The following is an 18,292-nucleotide window of genomic DNA, read 5'->3' on the forward strand; positions in this document are numbered from 1 at the left end:
ATGACCGTGAAAGAGATCTTTGATACCATGAGTTATGGACCCGCTCCCGAAAGTGCCGCAGAGGCACTCGCCTGGCTTGTCGATCAGGGCGACCGGTTCGGCCATTTCATCAATGGCACCTTTACCGCGCCAGGCGATGGCTTCAACAGCCAGAACCCCGCCACCGGAGAGGTGCTTGCGACCCTGACCCAGGCAACGCAGGCCGACGTGGACACCGCCGTCGCCGCCGCGCGCAGCGCCCAGCCCAAGTGGGAAAAACTGGGCGGGCCGGGTCGCGCCAAATATCTTTATGCCATCGCGCGCCTGCTCCAAAAACACAGCCGCCTGTTTGCCGTGCTTGAAACCATGGACAACGGCAAACCGATCCGCGAAAGCCGGGACATCGATATCCCGCTGGCGCAGCGGCATTTCTACTATCACGCGGGCATGGCCCAATTGATGGAAAGCGAACTGCCGGACCGCGCCGCCCTTGGGGTCTGCGGTCAGATCATCCCGTGGAATTTCCCACTGTTGATGCTGGCGTGGAAAGTGGCGCCTGCCATCGCCATGGGCAACACGGTGGTGCTGAAACCGGCGGAGTATACTTCTCTCACCGCGCTGCTGTTTGCAGACATCTGCCGTCAGGCGGGTCTGCCGAAGGGCGTTGTGAACATCGTCTCCGGCGATGGCGCCGTAGGCGAGATGATCGTGGCCGCCGACGTGGACAAGATCGCCTTTACCGGCTCCACCGCCGTGGGCCGCCGCATCCGCGAAGCCACCGCAGGCAGCGGCAAGGCGCTGACGCTCGAACTGGGGGGCAAGTCTCCCTACATCGTTTTCGATGATGCCGACATCGACTCAGCTGTCGAAGGGCTGGTGGATGCGATCTGGTTCAACCAGGGGCAGGTTTGCTGCGCCGGTTCGCGCCTGTTGGTGCAGGAAAGCATCTCGGAACGCTTCCACGCCAAACTGCGCGCCCGCATGGACAAGCTGCGCCTTGGCAACCCGCTGGACAAATGCATCGACGTGGGCGCCGTGGTTGACCCGGTGCAGCTGAAGACGATCACCGATCTGGTCGCCGCCAATGACACAGGCACGACCTATCAGGCCCAAGTGGACATGCCCGAGGAAGGCTGTTTCTTCCGCCCAACTCTGATCGAGGGGCTGACCCCCGCAGACCGGCTGATGCAGGAAGAAATCTTTGGCCCTGTGCTGGTCTCCTGCACCTTCCGCACCCCGGCCGAGGCGGTCGAGCTGGCCAACAACACCCGCTATGGCCTTGCCGCAAGTGTCTGGAGCGAGAACGTCAACCTCGCCCTTGATATCGCGCCGAAACTGGCCTGCGGCGTGGTCTGGGTGAATGGCACCAATATGTTCGATGCCGCCGCCGGGTTTGGCGGTGTGCGCGAAAGCGGCTTTGGCCGCGAAGGGGGCTGGGAAGGGCTGTCGGCCTATACCAAACCCCGCGGCAAACCCAAGGCGCTGGCGCAGGTCACAGGCTTCACCGGTCAGGGCAGCGGCGCCGATCCCATCGACCGCACCGCCAAGATGTATATCGGCGGCAAGCAGGCCCGCCCCGACAGCGGTTATTCCCGCGCGGTGCATGACAGGTCCGGCGCCATCCTTGGCTATGTCGGCCTTGGCAGCCGCAAGGATGTGCGCAACGCGGTCGAGGCCGCCGCCGGGGCCAAGGGCTGGTCCAAGACCACCGGCCATCTGCGGGCGCAGATCCTTTATTACATCGGCGAGAATCTCTCGGCCCGGGCCGAGGAATTCGCCCATCGCATCGACCACATGACCGGGCGGCGCAGCGGCGCCAAGGAGGTCGAAGCCTCAATCCAGCGCCTTTTCACCGCAGCGGCCTGGGCCGACAAATACGACGGTCAGGTGCATGGCGTACCGATCCGCGGCGTGGCGCTGGCGATGAAGGAACCCGTTGGCCTGATCGGCGCGCTCTGTGCGGATGAGGCGCCGCTTCTGGGGCTGGTCTCGGTGATGGCGCCCGCCATCGCCATGGGCAACCGGGTGGTGCTGAACGCCTCCGAGCCCTTCCCGCTGGCGGCAACTGATTTCTATCAGGTGCTGGACACCTCGGATGTGCCCGCAGGTGTGGTCAATATCCTGACCGGTAGTCATGTCGATCTGGCAGGGCCGCTGGCATCGCATATGAACGTCGACGCGGTCTGGAGCTTTTCCTCCGCCGATCTGTCGGCAGAGATCGAAAAGGCATCCGCCAGCAATCTCAAACGCACATGGGTCAACAATGGCAACGCGCTGGATTGGGACACGGACCACAGCCGCCGGTTCCTGGAGGCGGCGACAGAGATCAAGAATATCTGGGTGCCCTACGGCGAATAACGCCGGATGGCATGCCGAAACAAAACGGGCCGGAGAGGAATCTCCGGCCCGTTGTCATTTCAGGGACAGTGCAAACCTCAGCCGCCGGTTTTCAGTCCGTCCGGCCGCCCGACGACCACGAAATGCAGATTGTCCGGTTGCAGCACTTCCGAGGCGACGCGGTTGATCTCTTCCAGAGTGACCGCGTTGATCTTGTCATTGCGGGTGCGCACGTAGTCAATCGGCATGCCGTCCAGCTGCATCCCCACCAGGATCGAGGCAATGCGACCGTTACCATCAAAACGCAACGGATAGGCCCCGGTCAGATAGGTTTTGGCATCCTGCAATTCCTTCTCGGTAACGCCTTCCATTGCCAGACGGCTCCATTCTTCGCGGATCACCGCAACCGCTTCGGCCATCTTGGAATTGGCCGAGGCGAGCGAGCCCATGTACACAGAGCCCAGATCACGCGGCAGGAGATAGGAATAAACCCCGTAGGTCAGGCCGCGCTTTTCGCGCACTTCGGTCATCAGGCGGCTTTCGAAGGAACCGCCGCCCAGGATCTGGTTCATGATATAGGCCGCAAAGAACCGCGGATCTTCCCGGTCGATCCCCACATGGCCAAACAGCGCAACGGATTGCGGCGTGTCATAGTCGATCACGGTGGTGCCGCCCGAAATCGTCACCTCTGCCGGTCCCGGCTGCGGTGCGCCAGTCTCTGGCAGATCACCCAGAAGCGTATCGAGCAAGGCGCCCAGCGCGGCCTCGTCGATATCCCCCACGGCGCTGACAAACAGCCTGTCGCGGGCAAAGACCGCATCATGGGCATCGAACATGTCCTGCCGCGTCAGGGTGGACACGGTGTCGATAGTGCCCGAGCCGTCCGAACCATAGGGGTGATCGCCAAAGGCCATCTTGGAAAAGGCACGCCCGGCGATGTCATTGGGGTTCTCAGCGTCCGACCGCAGACCGGACAGAACCTGCGCCCGCACCCGGTCCAGAGCGTCCTGATCAAACCGTGGCGCCACCAGGGTCTGGTGTAGCAAGTCGATGGCCTTGTCCCGGTTCTCGGTCAGGAAACGGGCAGAGACCGACACCGCCTCCTTATCCGCGTCATAAGAGAAACTGGCCGCAAGGCTTTCGACCGCGCGGGCATAGTCCTGCGCCGGCATCTCGCCGGAGCCTTCTTCCAGAAGGCCCGTCATCAGGTTGATGGCGCCACGCTTGCCCGGGGCATCCAGCGAAGTGCCACCGCGAAACCGTAGCTCAAGCGCGGTGAAAGGAATCGTATGATCCTCGACCAGCCAAGCGGTGATGCCCCCGGGCGAGGTGACTTCCTTGATGCGGATCTCGGCGCTGACCGGCAGCACAGAGATCAGAAGGGCAAAACAGGCGACCAGCCCGGCACGTATCATGGCAAATCCCGTCATTGGGTGACCTCCTCATCTGCGCGCACCATCCAGCCAGTGACCGACGCCTCGGGCTGCAGCACTTCACGGGCGACGGCGATGATTTCATCCGCGGTGACCGATTGCAGGATATGGGGCCACTCCTGCACGTCCTCCACCGTCAACCCGGAGGTCAGCGCCTGACCATAACGATTGGCGATCCCATCCACATTGTCGCGCGCATAGATTTCCGCCGCGCGCAGTTGCAGCTTGATCCGCTCCAGCTGATCGGGGTCGACACCCTCTTCAAGGAAGCGCGCAAAGGTTGCGTCAAGCGCATCCTCAGCCTCCTGCATCCCAACACCCTCGGCCGGGACGACAAGGAAGGAAAAACTGGTCTTGTCCAGCGACACCCCCGAATAGAAGGCACCGGTATAGACCGCCAGCTGCTGATCGAATTGCAGCGCATTGGCCAGATAGGAGGTATTGCCGCCCCCCAGCAGTTCAGCCAGCAGATAAAGTGCCGCCGCCTTTTCCTGCGCGCCGCTGTTGCGTTCCGGCGCCAGATAAGAGCGCTGCACATAGGGCTGTGCCACGCGTGGATCGCGATAGACCATGCGCCGCTCTGCCGTCTGCGGTGGCTCCTGGCTGCGGAACCGTTCCGGCAGGTCGGGGTTCGCCGGGATCACACCGTAGTATTTTTCGGCCAGCTGGCGGACTTCTTCGGGTTCCACATCACCCGAGACCACCAGAATGGCGTTGTTGGGCGCATAGTAAGTTCCGTAAAAGGACAGCGCGTCCTCCCGGTCCAGCGTCTCCATTTCATGGCGCCAGCCGATCACCGGCTGACCATAACGGTGGTTCAGATACTGTGCCGCACTCAGCTGTTCTCGGAACAGGGACCGCGGATCGCTGTCGGTGCGCTGGTTGCGCTCTTCCAGGATCACCTCACGCTCGGTGACGATCTCCTCCTCGCTGAGGCGCAGATTGACCATACGGTCGCTTTCCATCTGCATCATCAGTTCAAGCCGGTCCGCCGCGATGCGCTGAAAATAGGCGGTGTAGTCATAGCTGGTGAAGGCATTATCCCGGCCGCCATTGGCTGCCACCGTCGCCGAGAGCTCTCCCGGCTCCATCTTGTCGGTGCCCTTGAACAGAAGGTGCTCCAGAAAATGCGCGACCCCGGACTGACCCGGCGGCTCATCCGCGGATCCGGCGCGGTACCAGACCATATGCTGAACCACTGGCGCGCGGTGATCCTCGATCACCACCACGTCCATGCCATTTTCAAGGGTAAAGGCCGTCACCATGTCCTCAGCCGGTTCTGCAGCGCGCAGCGGCGCGGCAAGAACGGCTGTTACAGCGATGGCGGCCAGTGCGATCCGTCGGATCATGCGGCGTCCTCCAATAGATTTCTCCAAAGACATGCTGCCTCTGTCCGTCACATCCGGGGCCTATCGGGCTGTGCAAAGACAGCCACCAGCGCACCCGGCATAGTCCTACCCATATTGGGGATGTCTTGACGAACCGCAACCTAAGCCAAGGTCGCAGGGAGACAAGGCGCCCTGTCACGATAGCGAATTGTCAAAATTGTGAACGTGCTAACCCGCCCGGCGGACGGCCATCCGGTCAAGCTGCGCAGCAGAGGCGCCGCTCACTCTCCGCTCGGCGGCGGCGCAGAGGGGGTTGCCACACCGGCGCGGCGGAACTGTTCGGTCGTCTCGAACGGGTCCAGTGTCTGCTTGGCGTAGATCTGCTCATAACGGTCGACAGGGAACAGGCGGATCCGCCCGGTGATACGCTTTTTCTTCAGGAACTTGGCGTCTTCCTCGGCCAGTTCCTGACGCACCGTTGGCGACACGCCATAGCGGCTGGAAGCACTGACCAGCGCCAGATCCGAGGAGGATACACCCTGTCCAGGAACCAGCGCAGAGGGCTTGCCGCCCAGCGCCGCGACCGCATCGGCTTGAGGCGTCGGATCAGCGATATTGCCTGCGCCCGGTGTTGGTTCCGGCAGACTACTGTAATCAGTCGGCTCGTTCAGCGGCTTGTTCGGTAGCACAAGGAATTCATCCGGCCCGGTCCCGGTCTTGCGAATATCACGCAGACCTTTTTGCGAGCAGCCCGCGACGGCCACCGCGCCTACCAGAACAATCATGCCGAAAGGGATCCGCATTCCCAGTTACTCCTGCCAGTTTCCCTGCGCTTTTAACGCATATTGCACCCGAGGTCACGCGGGCTTTTTTGCGTTCCGGTCGAACAGGATCAGCCCGATGGCACCGGCAAAGATGAACACATCGGCGATATTGAACACGAAGGGATTGTTGATGCCGCAGCAGGACATGTTGAGGAAATCAAGCACATAGCCATAAAGCAGCCGATCCGCGACATTGCCCAGCGCGCCGCCGATCACCAGCCCCGCCGCCAACGCCATCCAGCGCGAGCGGCGATGCGAGCGGCGAATCCAGATGGCCAGCACGGCACAGATCAGCAGCGAGAGGCCGATCAACACCCAGCGCGCCGTATCCTCGCCGCCATCGAACAGGCCAAAGTTGATGCCGGTGTTCTCGCCATAGCGGAAATTCAACAGCGGCGGCAGCACGTCGATGCTCTGGCGCTGGGACAGGCCCATCCAGTGAATCACCAGATATTTGCTGGCCTGATCCAGAAGAAAGGCCCAGAACGCGCCCCAGAACATCATACGCACTGCCATTTTCCGCTTGGTTCCCGCTGATCAGTGACGGAAGTGGCGCATGCCGGTAAAGACCATGGCAAGCCCAGCCTCATTGGCCGCCTTGATCACCTCATCGTCCCGCATCGAACCGCCCGGCTGGATCACGCAGGTGGCGCCAGCAGCCGCAGCCTCCAAGAGGCCGTCGGGGAAGGGGAAGAAGGCATCGGACGCCACGGCAGAACCTTTGGCCAGGCTTGCATCCAGACCCAGCTCATCCGCCATGCGCTGCGCCTTGGCGGCGGCCACATTGGCGCTGTCCAGACGGCTCATCTGACCGGCGCCGACACCCACGGTGGCACTGCCTTTGACATAAACGATGGCGTTGGATTTCACGTGTTTGGCCACTTTCCAGGCGAACAGCAGGTCCTGCATCTGCTCATCCGTGGGGGCCTTTTCGGTGACGACCTTCAGATCGTCCATGCCGATGTATCCCACATCCTTGTCCTGCACCAGAACACCGCCGGAGACCTGTTTGTAGGCGGTGATCGCCTTGCGCGGATCGGGCAGCGCGTCTGTCAGCAAGAGGCGCAGGTTCTTCTTGGCGGCAAAGATCTCTTTCGCCTCATCCGAGGCACCCGGCGCGATTACCACCTCGGTGAAGATCTCGCTGATCTTGGCGGCGGTTTCGGCGTCCAGCGGCTGGTTCAGCGCCACGATGCCACCAAAGGCAGAGGTGCGGTCGCAATCGAATGCCTTCTGGTAAGCCTCGGCCAGGGTAGCTCCACGCGCCACACCGCAGGGGTTGGCGTGCTTGATGATGGCGACGGCAGCGGTTTCCGCCGGATCGAACTCGGCCACCAGCTCATAGGCCGCATCGGTGTCGTTGATGTTGTTGTAGGACAGCTCCTTGCCCTGCAGCTGCACGGCGGTGGCAACACCCGGACGGTTCGAGCCATCGGTGTAGAAGGCCGCTTTCTGGTGGCTGTTTTCGCCATAGCGCAGAGTCTGCTTCAACTCACCGGCAAAGGCGCGGCGGCGCGGTGCTTCCAGCTCCAGCGCGCCTGCCATCCAGTTGGAAACAGCCGCGTCATAGGCTGCGGTGCGGGCATAGGCGATCTGCGCCAGGCGTTGGCGGAAAACATAAGAGGTCTGACCGTCGTTCGCGTCCAGCTCGGCCAGCAGGGCGTCATAGTCTTCGACGTCGGTCACCACGTTGACGAACAGGTGGTTCTTGGAGGCCGCGCGGATCATCGCCGGACCACCGATGTCGATATTCTCGATCATCTCATCGTAATCCGCACCACGGGCCAGTGCCGCCTCGAACGGGTAGAGGTTCACCACCAGAAGATCGATGGCGCCAATGCCGTGTTCGTTCATCGCCGCCACATGGGCGTCGTTGTCACGCAGCGCCAGCAGGCCGCCATGCACCATCGGGTGCAGGGTCTTCACACGGCCATCCATCATTTCCGGGAAACCGGTGACGTCAGAGACGTCTTTCACGTCCAGCCCCGCATCGCGCAGCGCCTTGGCGGTGCCGCCGGTGGACAGCAGCTCGACGCCACGCTCGGCCAGCGATTTGCCAAGGTCAATCAGACCGGACTTGTCGGATACGGAAAGCAGCGCACGGCGTACGGGGTGAAGATCGGTCATGGCAGGGCGGTCCTTTGCAGGCTCAGTCAAAAATCTCGGGGTCGTCCCGGTTCAGGTCGCGCACGGCTTCGGCAGTTTCCTGTGCCTTGCTGAGCGTCCACCGGACGCGGGTTGCATAGTCGATGACCCGGCCAGATAGAACGATCTGTTTTGACGCACGCGGCTTCAAGCGGGTCTTTTCCAGGTAAACGCCCGGCTCCAGCTTCAATTCGCAGGTGCCGTCATGGCGGAAAACCCAGATTTCGCCGCTCTTGAGCGCCATGGATACTGCCGCGCCGCCCAAGTCAAGGGTTGCATCCACTTCCGGGTGCAGATGCAGGCGGATATCAAAGCCGATCCCGCGTTCTCCATGGCTGTCCAGCGCCTTTGAACAGCGCCGCTCGGCCGCCTCATCCAGCGCTACCAGCATGTCCTCGCCCGCTAGCGCGCGCCCGTCAAAGCCCAGATCCAGCGTGCGCGCATGGGTCAGACCGAATTCGCGCGCGTATCCGTCATGGCCGCCCTGAAACCGGCTGCCATCGCTGAGCTGCTCCAGCTGGATCTGCACGTCGGTGGGGCCGCCAACCAGTTCCTCCTGACCGGTGCCACGGCTGGGCGGTGCCAGCCGGGCGCTGGAATGGCCCTCCAGGCACAGGGTCGAATGCGATGGTGTGGCCCGCCCGGCGCGGCGCCATTCCAGACCAAAGGTCTCGCCCGAGCCGCAATTGACGATCAAAGGCCGCCGCCCCGAGGTCAGTTCAAAGGCAAGGGTGGAGGCATGACCGTTAGCCGAGGCCCGCCCCTGCGGTGGCAAGGCCGCGTCAATCACCACCGAGGTCCGGCGCGCCGACAAGCGGGCATAGCCCATCGCCAACCCCTCGACCGGGCGCGCCGATACGTGGCTGGCCGCCAGCGCATGATCCAGCCAGCCTTCGAGCCCCCGGCCGCCGCCGTGGAACCGTGCCAGCCCACCATCGCTGTGGCGCAGGGTGCGCAGTGTTGGCGCAATCCGTTCAATAGCCGCGGTCTGCGCCGCTGGCACGCTGCGCCCGGACTCGTTCAGGGCAGCGGCGGTCCAGGTCAGCAGGGTAAAGACCTCAAGCAGTTCTTCGGGGTTGCGGGTCGGCAAGCCGCCCTGCGCGTCGATCTGCCGGTCGCATTCTGCGCTCAGGGCACGGATGGCCGGATCAGCCAGCGCCTCCTGCCCCTGAAGGGCAAGCCCCGCATAGATCAGCCCCGCCAGCGCCTCGAACCGCGGCAGGCCCGGCGTTGCCCCGTGCCAGCGATGGGCCAGGAACCATGTCTGTTGCGACAGCGAACGATAGAAGGCCTCGGATTCCGCACGTTCCTTGCCGTTCAGCAGGAAAATCGCGTGGTTGATCCATCGAATCACGCGCCGTCCCGTCAGATCCGGCGACCAGCCGGGCCCCGAGCCGCGCCCATGCGCCTTGATCCAGCCCCAGACCCAGTTCTGCGCCTTAACGCGGGCCTTGATATCGCCGACCGCCGCCAGATCGTCGAGCCAGGCAAAACCGTGCCGCTCGGCGTCAAAGGCGGCGTCCGGCGCCGTCACTTCCCAAAGCCCGGTGGTTGTCGATTCGACCAGATACCCCGCCAGCAGCAGGTTCCCCGCCACCAGCTGCCGACCGCGGGCAAAGCTGCCAATGGTGCGGGGTTCAGGCTGCGATACGAATCCCGTCGCCGCAGGCTGCTTGCGCGCCCGCCAGGCATATAACCGGTTCAGCAGGCGGGTGCTGCGCCCCGCCATTCTATCGTATCTGGACATGCTCTTCTGCCTCACGCCGTTGGCGTTTTGGGCGCAGCATAACCCGGGGAGGGGTTCAAGTCACCGACGAATGCGACACCCTCCGGCGGCACCGGCGGAATTGCCCCGCTGGGCAAAATCAAAGCACGTTCCGGTGGGAGAAAGGTCAGCCCGCCTTGCGCAAGAGCGCCATGTAAAACCCATCCATACTGCCCCGATCCGCCCAGTAATCCGGACGCAGGCGCAAGCCGCCTTCCTCGGTAATCCAGGCCGGATCGGTGCCCAGACCGTCAAAACACTCACGGTCAGCTGTCATGTCCGGAAACATCTCAAGCGCCTCTTCGACCTGGCATTCGCCCTCATCCGGCAACAGGGAGCAGGTGCAGAACACCATGCGCCCGCCGGGTTTGACCAGATCCCAGGCATGGGCCAGCATCTGCGCCTGCAATTCAATGAGCCCGCCGAATTCGCTGCCATCCTTGGCATGGGGCAGATCCGGGTGGCGCCGGATCGTTCCGGTGGCCGAACAGGGCGCATCCAGCAGTACCGCATCGAATTGCCCGGCCTGCTCCAGCGCATCGCCCACGATAAGATCCGCGCTCAGCCCGGTGCGGGCAAGGTTTTCGCGCAAACGCTCCATCCGTCCGGCAGAGGCATCGACGGCGGTCACCTGCGCCCCGGCTGCCGCCATCTGCATGGTCTTGCCGCCCGGTGCGGCGCAAAGATCCAACACCCGTTCGCCGGGCTGCACATCCAGCATCTGCGCGGGCAGCGCGGCGGCTGCATCCTGCACCCACCAGTCCCCGGCCTCATACCCCGGCAGGGCCGAGACCTGACCGGCATCGGCCAGGCGCCGCGACCCGGTGGGCAGGAGTTCCCCGCCCAGCGCCGACAGGTCCGCACCGGGTTTGGCGGTGATATCCAGCGGCGCGCCTGGAAAATGCGCAGCCTCCATGCCCAGCACCGCCTCAGCGCCCCAGGCCTGCACCAGCGGCTTGCGCAGCCAGTTCGGCAGGCGGGGAATGCGCAACTTGGCCCATTCCGCAGACCCCTGATCGGCAACCTTGCGCAACACCGCGTTGACCATGCCCTTCAGCTGACCATGGCGGCGGTGTTTCGACACGATGGTCACCATGGCATTGACCACCCCGTGGGCGGCCCCGCCCGAGCACAGCTCAACCGTGCCAAGGCGCAGCGCGTTCATCACCGTCAGCGGCGGTTTCTTTTTCAAGTGCTTCTGCAGGATCCGATCGGCACGCTCCAGGCTGCGTAACACTTCCAACGCCAGCCGCTGGGTGCGGGCGCGGTCCTGCGGCTGCAGTTTTTCAAGGGCGCCCGCCGCAAAACATTCAGCCAGAAGCCGCCCCTCACCCAGCACCTGATCCAGAAGATAGATCGTGGTTCTGCGGGCCTGCAGCGCATCGGGGGCTTTGTCGGACATCGGGTCTCGGCTTTCTATGGCGGCGTAGAGCCAGCATGGGATCAGAAGGGCTTTGCGTCTCGGCGGCTTGTTCCCGCCGGACAGGGGCGTATATCATGGCCCAAGCATAAAGGAACCCGCGATGAGCGACGAGACCACGCCGGAAGGCCCCGCAGAAAAAGACCTGCCCCCCGCAGCCAAACGCGCCCTGGCCGAAGCCGAAGAGCGCCGCAAGGCCGAAGCTGCCAAGGCACCACCCCCGACCGAGCTTGGCGGACGCGACGGCCCTGACCCGGCCCGCTATGGCGATTGGGAGAAAAAGGGCATCGCCATCGATTTCTGATCGGCAGCGGACTGCGCCGCCCCTTGTTCAGCTTGGGGGCGGCACCATGACAGCCAAAAGGTGACGGCTTAAAGTCCCAGCACGTCGATCATGTCGTATTCACCGGGGGATTTGTCCTGCCCCCACAGCGCCGCCTTCAGCGCGCCGCGCGCGAATAGCGCGCGGTCGGTGGCCATGTGGCGCAACACGATGCGCTCTCCGGCACCCGCAAACAGCACATCGTGCTCCCCGACGATGTCGCCACCGCGAATCGCGGTGAAGCCGATGTCGCCGCGTTTGCGCGCACCGGTAATACCGTCGCGGCCCCGGTCCGAGACATCCGCCAGATTGACCCCGCGCCCTTCGGCGGCGGCTTCGCCCAGCATCAGCGCAGTGCCGGAAGGCGCGTCGACCTTGTGGTGATGGTGCGCCTCGATCACCTCGATATCGAAATCCTCGTCCAGCGCAGCGGCGACCTTCTTGGTCAGCTGCACTAGAAGGTTCACGCCCAGGGACATATTGCCCGCACGTACGATCACCGCGTGACGCGCGGCGGGCGCCAGCTGGGCGATCTGTTCATCCGTCATGCCGGTGGTGCCGATCACATGCACGGCGCGGGCCTGTGCAGCGAGGGCGGCAAATTCCAACGTGGCCTCAGGCGCGGTGAAATCGATCACCGCCTGCGCCTTGGAAAAAGCCTCAAGCGCGTCATCGGTGACGGTGACACCCACAGGTACGCCGCCCATCGCCTCACCCACGTCGCGGCCGACCCAATCGTGGCCGCCGCGTTCCACCGCGCCCACAAGGGTCGCCTTGTCGCTGTCCAGAACCGTCTTGATCAGCATCTGCCCCATACGCCCGGATGCTCCGGTAATCACGATCCCCGGTTTATGAGTCATTGGCCCGATCCTTTTCGCTGGCTGGCGCTTCGTTCTTTTGCTGGTTTTGTCCTACCGTCTTGCGCACGTCTTGGCAAAGGGCAGCTTTCGGCATAGATCGAAGATATGGCAAAGAACAAATTCCACGATGGCCCCGGCCCCTCTCAACGTCAGCTGCGCGTCGGCGAACTGATCCGCCGCACCCTGTCCGAGGTGCTGGCGCGCGGTGATGTGCATGACCCCGAACTCAACCGCATGTCGATCACGGTGGGCGAGGTGCGCATTTCGCCCGACCTGAAGATCGCCACCGCCTATGTGCTGCCGCTCGGTGGCAAGGGGCAGGACGAGGTGCTGAAGCTGCTGGCCCGCAACAAGGGTGAGCTGCGCCGCATGGCGGGCAAGAAGCTCGGCCTCAAATACGCGCCGGATCTGCGGTTCCAGCTGGATCAGACCTTTGATCAGATGGATGACACCCGCCGGATGCTGAACCAGGACGCGGTGCGCCGCGATATCGACGATTGATCCTGCGGGCGGCAGTTGCGCTTGCCGCCTTTTGCCTGGGGTTGTCGGCCTCTGTCGCCGCAGCCGTCGAATGCCGTGACGCCTCTTATGATGGCAGCCGCTACACAATCTGCGAGGTGGACGCGGGCAAGGAAGAGTTGCGGCTGTTCCTGCGGAACGCAGAGGGGAAACCCTACGGCCATTTTGCCGCCATCGATGCCGACCTCGGCAAAGAGGGAAAGTCCCTCTCCTTTGCCACCAACGCCGGAATGTATCACGCCGACCGCTCTCCGGTCGGGCTTTATGTCGAGGATGGCCAGCAGGAAATGCGGCTTGTCCCCAATGCGGGCCCCGGCAATTTCGGCCTGCTGCCCAATGGTGTCTTCTGCATCAATGAGACCCGCGCCGATGTGATCGAAACGCTGAAATTTCGCGACAGCGGCGCCAGCTGCCGCGATGCCACCCAGTCGGGGCCGATGCTGGTGATCGACGGGGAGCTGCACCCGCGCTTCCTGCCGGATTCGACCTCCTACTACGTGCGCAACGGTGTCGGCACCTCGGCAGACGGGCAGCGCGCGGTCTTTGTCATCTCGCGCAATGCGGTGACGTTTCACCAATTCGGCAGCCTATTCCGCGACTACCTGAAGCTGCCCAATGCGCTGTACTTTGACGGCAATATTTCGCGCCTGCACGCGCCCCAGATGGGCCGGTCGGATGCCGGTTTCTCGATGGGGCCGGTGGTGGGCGTCGTCGAATAGCCGCCGTGCAGCCCGCCTGAGCATAGACGGGGCATAGACGGGGCATAGAAATGGCGCCACAACAGACCCGGCACAATTGACAGGCTGTTCTGGCTGCGCTACCCCGCGCGCCTCTTTCAGCATCATCGAGGAACAGGCATGGCACGCAAACGCAAGGGGCGCGATATTTCCGGCTGGCTGGTGGTGGACAAGCCCGCAGGGCTGACCTCGACCGCGGTCGTGAACAAGGTGCGCTGGGCGCTTGAGGCCAAGAAGGCCGGCCATGCGGGCACGCTCGACCCCGAGGCGACGGGTGTTCTGGCCGTGGCCCTGGGTGAGGCAACCAAGACGGTTCCCTATATCACCGACGCGCTGAAGGCCTATACCTTCACCGTACGGCTGGGGCAGGCGACCAATACCGACGATGCCGAGGGCGAGGTGATCGCGACAAGCGACGCGCGCCCTTCCGACGAGGAAATCAAGGCCGCGCTGGGTCAATTCATCGGTGAGATCATGCAGGTGCCGCCGAAATTCTCGGCCGTGAAGATCGACGGGCAGCGTGCCTATAAACTTGCCCGCGATGGCGACGAGGATTTCGAGATCGCCGCCCGCCCCCTGTGGGTCGAGGAACTGGTGCTGGTGGACCGCCCCGATCCCGATCATGTGGTGCTGGAAATGACCTGTGGCAAGGGCGGTTACGTTCGCTCCATCGCACGGGACCTAGGCGCCGCGCTTGGCTGTCATGGCCACGTCAAGGAGTTGCGCCGCATCTGGTCGGGACCGTTTGACGCCGCCGATGGTCTGTCGCTGGAAGATATCGAACGGATGCAGCGCACGCCGGAACTCGACACCCATCTGCGCCCGCTGGAGGAAGGTCTGGCTGACCTCCCCGAGCTGAAATGCACGCCCGAAGGCGCCACCCGCCTGCGCAACGGCAACCCAGGCATGGTGCTGGCCTCGGATGTGGAGTACGGCGACGAGGCCTGGGCCTCGATTGACGGAAAGGCCGTCGCCGTCGGCATCTACAAGGCGGGTGAGCTGCACCCGAGCCGCGTCTTCAACCAGTAACGCCCGCGCTTGCCCCCTCTGGGGGCAGCGTGGCATCCCTGCCCTATGATCACCCGCAGCCATACCAAGGGCGATGCACCCTCCACCGCCGTCTATTCGGATTGCGAGACCTATCGCTATAGCCTGACTCGGGTCTGGGATCCGGACGGGCAAAAGGTGATGTTCGTGATGCTGAACCCTTCGACTGCGACCGAGGTGCAGAACGACCCGACCATCGAACGCTGCGAAAGACGGGCGCGCACGTTGGGGTTTGGCGGCTTCCGGGCCACCAATATCTTTGCCATCCGCGCCACCGACCCGCGGGTGATGCGCGCCGCCAAGGATCCCGAAGGGCCGGAGAATGAGGCCGCGATCCTGTCCGGCGCAGAGTGGGCCGATCAGATCATCTGCGCCTGGGGCACCCATGGCGCCCACCGCGATCAAGGTCCCCGCATTGAGAATGCGTTAAGGGCGACCGGACAGCCTCTATTTCACCTTGGCCTCAGCAAACACGGCCATCCGAAACACCCGCTTTACATCGCCTACAGCCAGCAGCCGCAACCCTGGGCATGATCCCAAAGGCGCCGACCCCGGTATTATTTCGTTAACCGATGTTCCCGGTTTGTTTTGAGGCAAATCCTTAATTGTGCGAGAGTATACTCAGGGATAGAAATTTGTTGCGTAAGGAGTGGGGCCGATGCTCTGGTTGGCCGGCCTTTTTGGTCTTGTGGCTGTTGGCGGGGCCATGTTTGTGGATTTCAGCGGCGGTGACGACGATCTGAACGACACCGACGACTCGGATGAGGCAGCGGGCGAAGGCTCCGGTGAGGACACCGGAGCCGTCATCGTGCCGCCTTCCGAATTTCTGAACCCCGACGACCCGGACAGCACCGCTACAGATGACGGCTCTGCCAGTGGCAGCGGCGACACCGGGACGACCACCGATGGCGAAACCGGTGACGGCACCGACAGCGCCACGGATGGGCTCAACCTGTCCGGTACCGATGAACCCGAACTGCTGACCGGCAGCGATTGGGCCGATATTCTGTTCGGTGGCGATGGCGATGATCAGCTGGACGGCAACGAAGGCGACGATTCCCTGTCTGGCGACGGCGGCCATGACGTCCTGCACGGTGGCGACGGCGATGACACGCTCGCGGGTGGCTGGGGACGTGATCTGCTGCATGGTGAAGACGGCGACGATCACATTGCTGGCGAGGATGGCGATGACACGCTGTATGGTCACTTCGGCAATGACACCCTGACCGGCGGCGGCGCCGAGGATGTGGCCCACGGTGGCCAGGGTCACGACGTGCTGAGCGGCGGCGAAGGCAGCGACGCGCTGCATGGTAACGATGGCAATGACACGCTGAGCGGTGGCACCCAGAACGACACGCTGTTCGGTGGCCGGGGCAACGATCTGGTCTGGGGCGCCGATGACGATGACACCAGCGATTTCCTGAACGGGGGCGATGGCGACGACACATTGGTTGCCGGAGCCGGGGATATCGTCACTGCGGGCAGCGGCGCCGATCTGATCATGGCCGGAGATATCGGCGGAACCCCGGATGGCGACCACCCCCCTGTCGAACTGGTCGATTATGATCCCGAAGAGGACCAGCTCATGGTTCTCTGGTCCCCCGGCGCCGAATCGGAACCGGAGATCACCGTGGAACAGGATCCCGATGCCCCGGACGAGCAGGTAATCCGCGTGAACGGCACCGAGGCCTTGCGCGTGAGTGGTGCCGCGCCGCTATCAGCCTCGGACATTCAACTGGTCGATGTGAACGATCCGACCTTCGCCGACCTGCTGCCCAACTGACCGATCCGATTGCTGCCTGAACCGGCACGGACAGACGGCTTGCAGGGTTGCGCCTTTGCTTCTCTCGTGATTGTTATGTCATAACATAACATTTGGAGCAAACCATGCAGGATTCTCGCCTTCCCGTCACAGTGCTGTCCGGATTTCTCGGTGCGGGCAAAACCACCTTGCTGAACCGGGTGCTGAACAACCGCGACGGGCGCCGCGTCGCCGTGATTGTCAACGATATGTCAGAGGTGAACATCGACGCCGATCTGGTGCGCGCCAATACGCCCGAGCTGAGCAAGACCGAAGAAACCCTCGTGGAACTGTCCAACGGCTGCATCTGCTGCACCCTGCGCGACGATCTGCTGACCGAGGTACGCCGTCTCGCGGAAACGGGCCGGTTCGATTACCTGCTGATCGAATCCACCGGCATATCCGAACCGCTGCCGGTGGCGACGACCTTTGATTTCCGCGATGAGGCTGGCGTCAGCCTATCCGATGTCGCGCGGCTGGATACCATGGTGACCGTGGTCGATGCGGTGAACCTGCCGGATGACTTCTCCAGCCACGATCAGCTTGGCGACCGGGGCGAGACGATGGGCGAAGCGGACACACGCAGCCTTGTCCACCTGCTGACGGATCAGATGGAATTCGCCGATGTGGTGATCCTCAACAAGGTGTCCGACGCAGGCCCAGCCCGCACCGATGCCGCGCGCAAGATCATCCGCAGCCTCAACGCCGATGCCCGCATTGTCGAAGTCGATCGCAGCGAGGTCGCTCCTGAAGACATTCTCGACACCCACCTGTTCGATTTTGAAACCGCGCATGAGCACCCGATGTGGGCCAAGGAACTCTATGGTTTTGCCGATCACACGCCCGAAAGCGATGAATATGATATCCAGTCCTTCGTCTTTCGCGCCCGCGCGCCCTTTGATCCGGTGGCGATCCACCGCGTTCTGAATGGGGATCTGCCCGGCGTGATCCGCGCCAAGGGGCATTTCTGGATTGCCACCCGCCCCGATTGGGTGGCGGAATTCTCGCTTGCCGGTGCCCTGTCCAGCGTTGCCCCGCTGGGGACATGGTGGGCCACAGTTCCCGAAGAACGCAGGCCCACTCATGCCCAGGCGCAGGAATACCTGCAGGTGCATTGGCAGGAACCCTTCGGTGATCGCAGGCAGGAACTGGTGTTCATCGGCAGCGGGATCGACTGGCCATCCCTGAAGGCACAGCTGGAGGCCTGCCTGATGGCGGTTCCCGATCTCAATGCGCTGGAGAGGCTGACGGATCTGCCCGATCCTTTCCCGCGCTGGCGCCGGGCCTGAACGCCCAAGGGCGAAAAACCGGGAACCGGCGACATCTCCTTTGCTTTTTGCCGCAAAACCGCCTATACGCCCGCATCTGCCGTGGAATCGCGGCGGACTTCTCCATGGGCCTGTGCTGGACGACATCCCGGCCTGCGCCATTTCTCTAACCTTTTCAAAGGAGACCCCGATGTCGATTACTGCTGAAGAAAAAGCACGCCTGATGAAAGAATTCGCAACCAAGGAAGGCGACACCGGTTCGCCCGAAGTCCAGGTTGCCATTCTGACCTCGCGCATCAACACCCTGACCGAGCACTTCAAGACCCACAAGAAAGACAACCACGGTCGTCGTGGTCTGCTGAAGATGGTTGCTCAGCGTCGTAAGCTGCTGGACTACACCAAAGGCAAGGATGAGGCCCGTTACCAGGACCTGATCAAGCGCCTGGGCATCCGCCGCTAAGCGAGACATTTGCATTTCGATGCATGCGCCCGTTCCGAAAGGAGCGG

17 protein-coding genes are annotated in these 18,292 nt (G+C 63.2%); 9 read left to right on the top strand and 8 right to left on the bottom strand.

Features of this window, described 5'->3' with window-relative positions; all coding sequences use genetic code 11:
* Entirely contained in the window at window positions 1-2,337 is a 2,337-nt protein-coding gene (locus SM765_RS11805; protein WP_274838141.1) for an aldehyde dehydrogenase family protein, read from the top strand.
* A 77-nt stretch (window positions 2,338-2,414) separates the two neighbouring features.
* Here SM765_RS11805 and SM765_RS11810 read toward each other — a convergent pair whose 3' ends face one another.
* The 7 genes from SM765_RS11810 to SM765_RS11840 all read right to left on the bottom strand — a co-directional run bounded on the left by SM765_RS11810 (window position 2,415) and on the right by SM765_RS11840 (window position 11,213).
* Window positions 2,415-3,731 carry a M16 family metallopeptidase gene (locus SM765_RS11810; protein WP_274838166.1) on the bottom strand — a complete coding sequence of 439 codons (1,317 nt, stop codon included), beginning with the start codon at window positions 3,729-3,731 and terminating at the stop codon, window positions 2,415-2,417.
* A gap of 11 nt (window positions 3,732-3,742) precedes the next feature.
* Window positions 3,743-5,098 carry a M16 family metallopeptidase gene (locus SM765_RS11815; RefSeq protein WP_274838140.1) on the bottom strand — a complete coding sequence of 452 codons (1,356 nt, stop codon included), beginning with the start codon at window positions 5,096-5,098 and terminating at the stop codon, window positions 3,743-3,745.
* A gap of 260 nt (window positions 5,099-5,358) precedes the next feature.
* A complete protein-coding gene (locus tag SM765_RS11820; RefSeq protein WP_274835289.1) occupies window positions 5,359-5,880 on the bottom strand; it encodes a DUF3035 domain-containing protein in 522 nt (173 codons plus the stop codon).
* Window positions 5,881-5,934: 54 nt separating this feature from the next.
* The gene (gene lspA / locus SM765_RS11825; RefSeq protein WP_274835288.1) at window positions 5,935-6,417 is read right to left on the bottom strand and encodes a signal peptidase II; all 483 of its coding nucleotides are present in this window, start codon (window positions 6,415-6,417) and stop codon (window positions 5,935-5,937) included.
* A gap of 21 nt (window positions 6,418-6,438) precedes the next feature.
* On the bottom strand, window positions 6,439-8,028 hold the full coding sequence (purH, locus tag SM765_RS11830) for a bifunctional phosphoribosylaminoimidazolecarboxamide formyltransferase/IMP cyclohydrolase (protein ID WP_274835287.1): 1,590 nt from the start codon (window positions 8,026-8,028) through the stop codon (window positions 6,439-6,441).
* Window positions 8,029-8,050: 22 nt separating this feature from the next.
* A complete protein-coding gene (locus SM765_RS11835; RefSeq protein ID WP_274835286.1) occupies window positions 8,051-9,793 on the bottom strand; it encodes a heparinase II/III family protein in 1,743 nt (580 codons plus the stop codon).
* Between the two features lie 145 nt (window positions 9,794-9,938).
* Window positions 9,939-11,213 (bottom strand): RsmB/NOP family class I SAM-dependent RNA methyltransferase, encoded by a 1,275-nt coding sequence (locus tag SM765_RS11840; RefSeq protein WP_274833052.1) that lies wholly within the window; start codon window positions 11,211-11,213, stop codon window positions 9,939-9,941.
* Window positions 11,214-11,334: 121 nt separating this feature from the next.
* Here SM765_RS11840 and SM765_RS11845 point away from each other — a divergent pair, with 121 nt between their 5' ends.
* Window positions 11,335-11,535: a DUF1674 domain-containing protein gene (locus tag SM765_RS11845; RefSeq protein WP_065271810.1), complete on the top strand. Its 201-nt coding sequence runs from the start codon at window positions 11,335-11,337 to the stop codon at window positions 11,533-11,535.
* 68 nt (window positions 11,536-11,603) lie between these two features.
* Here SM765_RS11845 and dapB read toward each other — a convergent pair whose 3' ends face one another.
* A complete protein-coding gene (dapB, locus tag SM765_RS11850) occupies window positions 11,604-12,413 on the bottom strand; it encodes a 4-hydroxy-tetrahydrodipicolinate reductase (protein ID WP_274833053.1) in 810 nt (269 codons plus the stop codon).
* A gap of 105 nt (window positions 12,414-12,518) precedes the next feature.
* Between dapB and rbfA the strand changes: the two genes are divergently transcribed.
* The 7 genes from rbfA (at window position 12,519) to rpsO (ending at window position 18,245) form a co-directional block, all read left to right on the top strand.
* Window positions 12,519-12,914, top strand: coding sequence for a 30S ribosome-binding factor RbfA (gene rbfA, locus SM765_RS11855; RefSeq protein WP_065271812.1), 396 nt, complete (start codon window positions 12,519-12,521; stop codon window positions 12,912-12,914).
* On the top strand, window positions 12,911-13,651 hold the full coding sequence (locus tag SM765_RS11860) for a phosphodiester glycosidase family protein (RefSeq protein WP_425537311.1): 741 nt from the start codon (window positions 12,911-12,913) through the stop codon (window positions 13,649-13,651). Before rbfA ends, SM765_RS11860 begins: the two co-directional genes overlap by 4 nt.
* Window positions 13,652-13,789: 138 nt before the next feature.
* Window positions 13,790-14,698, top strand: a complete 909-nt coding sequence (truB, locus tag SM765_RS11865; RefSeq protein WP_274838139.1) for a tRNA pseudouridine(55) synthase TruB — start codon at window positions 13,790-13,792, stop codon at window positions 14,696-14,698.
* Window positions 14,699-14,743: 45 nt separating this feature from the next.
* The gene (locus SM765_RS11870) at window positions 14,744-15,250 is read left to right on the top strand and encodes a DUF1643 domain-containing protein (protein ID WP_274829847.1); all 507 of its coding nucleotides are present in this window, start codon (window positions 14,744-14,746) and stop codon (window positions 15,248-15,250) included.
* A gap of 124 nt (window positions 15,251-15,374) precedes the next feature.
* A complete protein-coding gene (locus SM765_RS11875; RefSeq protein ID WP_368981535.1) occupies window positions 15,375-16,499 on the top strand; it encodes a calcium-binding protein in 1,125 nt (374 codons plus the stop codon).
* Between the two features lie 104 nt (window positions 16,500-16,603).
* Window positions 16,604-17,806, top strand: a complete 1,203-nt coding sequence (locus SM765_RS11880) for a GTP-binding protein (protein WP_274838137.1) — start codon at window positions 16,604-16,606, stop codon at window positions 17,804-17,806.
* Between the two features lie 169 nt (window positions 17,807-17,975).
* The gene (rpsO, locus tag SM765_RS11885) at window positions 17,976-18,245 is read left to right on the top strand and encodes a 30S ribosomal protein S15 (protein ID WP_019295116.1); all 270 of its coding nucleotides are present in this window, start codon (window positions 17,976-17,978) and stop codon (window positions 18,243-18,245) included.
* Window positions 18,246-18,292: the final 47 nt, after the last annotated feature.

Origin of the sequence: Pseudophaeobacter sp. 1A09344 (assembly GCF_041008745.1) — a bacterium.
GTDB classification, from domain to species: domain Bacteria; phylum Pseudomonadota; class Alphaproteobacteria; order Rhodobacterales; family Rhodobacteraceae; genus Phycobacter; species Phycobacter gallaeciensis_A.

What these genes read in the sequence shown, in the direction of transcription:
- SM765_RS11805 (WP_274838141.1), top strand. Translation starts at nt 1, where the DNA reads ATGACCGTGAAAGAGATCTTTGATACCATGAGTTATGGACCCGCTCCC.
- SM765_RS11810 (WP_274838166.1), bottom strand. Translation starts at nt 3,731, where the DNA reads ATGATACGTGCCGGGCTGGTCGCCTGTTTTGCCCTTCTGATCTCTGTG.
- SM765_RS11815 (WP_274838140.1), bottom strand. Translation starts at nt 5,098, where the DNA reads ATGATCCGACGGATCGCACTGGCCGCCATCGCTGTAACAGCCGTTCTT.
- SM765_RS11820 (WP_274835289.1), bottom strand. Translation starts at nt 5,880, where the DNA reads ATGCGGATCCCTTTCGGCATGATTGTTCTGGTAGGCGCGGTGGCCGTC.
- lspA (WP_274835288.1), bottom strand. Translation starts at nt 6,417, where the DNA reads ATGGCAGTGCGTATGATGTTCTGGGGCGCGTTCTGGGCCTTTCTTCTG.
- purH (WP_274835287.1), bottom strand. Translation starts at nt 8,028, where the DNA reads ATGACCGATCTTCACCCCGTACGCCGTGCGCTGCTTTCCGTATCCGAC.
- SM765_RS11835 (WP_274835286.1), bottom strand. Translation starts at nt 9,793, where the DNA reads ATGTCCAGATACGATAGAATGGCGGGGCGCAGCACCCGCCTGCTGAAC.
- SM765_RS11840 (WP_274833052.1), bottom strand. Translation starts at nt 11,213, where the DNA reads ATGTCCGACAAAGCCCCCGATGCGCTGCAGGCCCGCAGAACCACGATC.
- SM765_RS11845 (WP_065271810.1), top strand. Translation starts at nt 11,335, where the DNA reads ATGAGCGACGAGACCACGCCGGAAGGCCCCGCAGAAAAAGACCTGCCC.
- dapB (WP_274833053.1), bottom strand. Translation starts at nt 12,413, where the DNA reads ATGACTCATAAACCGGGGATCGTGATTACCGGAGCATCCGGGCGTATG.
- rbfA (WP_065271812.1), top strand. Translation starts at nt 12,519, where the DNA reads ATGGCAAAGAACAAATTCCACGATGGCCCCGGCCCCTCTCAACGTCAG.
- truB (WP_274838139.1), top strand. Translation starts at nt 13,790, where the DNA reads ATGGCACGCAAACGCAAGGGGCGCGATATTTCCGGCTGGCTGGTGGTG.
- SM765_RS11870 (WP_274829847.1), top strand. Translation starts at nt 14,744, where the DNA reads ATGATCACCCGCAGCCATACCAAGGGCGATGCACCCTCCACCGCCGTC.
- SM765_RS11875 (WP_368981535.1), top strand. Translation starts at nt 15,375, where the DNA reads ATGCTCTGGTTGGCCGGCCTTTTTGGTCTTGTGGCTGTTGGCGGGGCC.
- SM765_RS11880 (WP_274838137.1), top strand. Translation starts at nt 16,604, where the DNA reads ATGCAGGATTCTCGCCTTCCCGTCACAGTGCTGTCCGGATTTCTCGGT.
- rpsO (WP_019295116.1), top strand. Translation starts at nt 17,976, where the DNA reads ATGTCGATTACTGCTGAAGAAAAAGCACGCCTGATGAAAGAATTCGCA.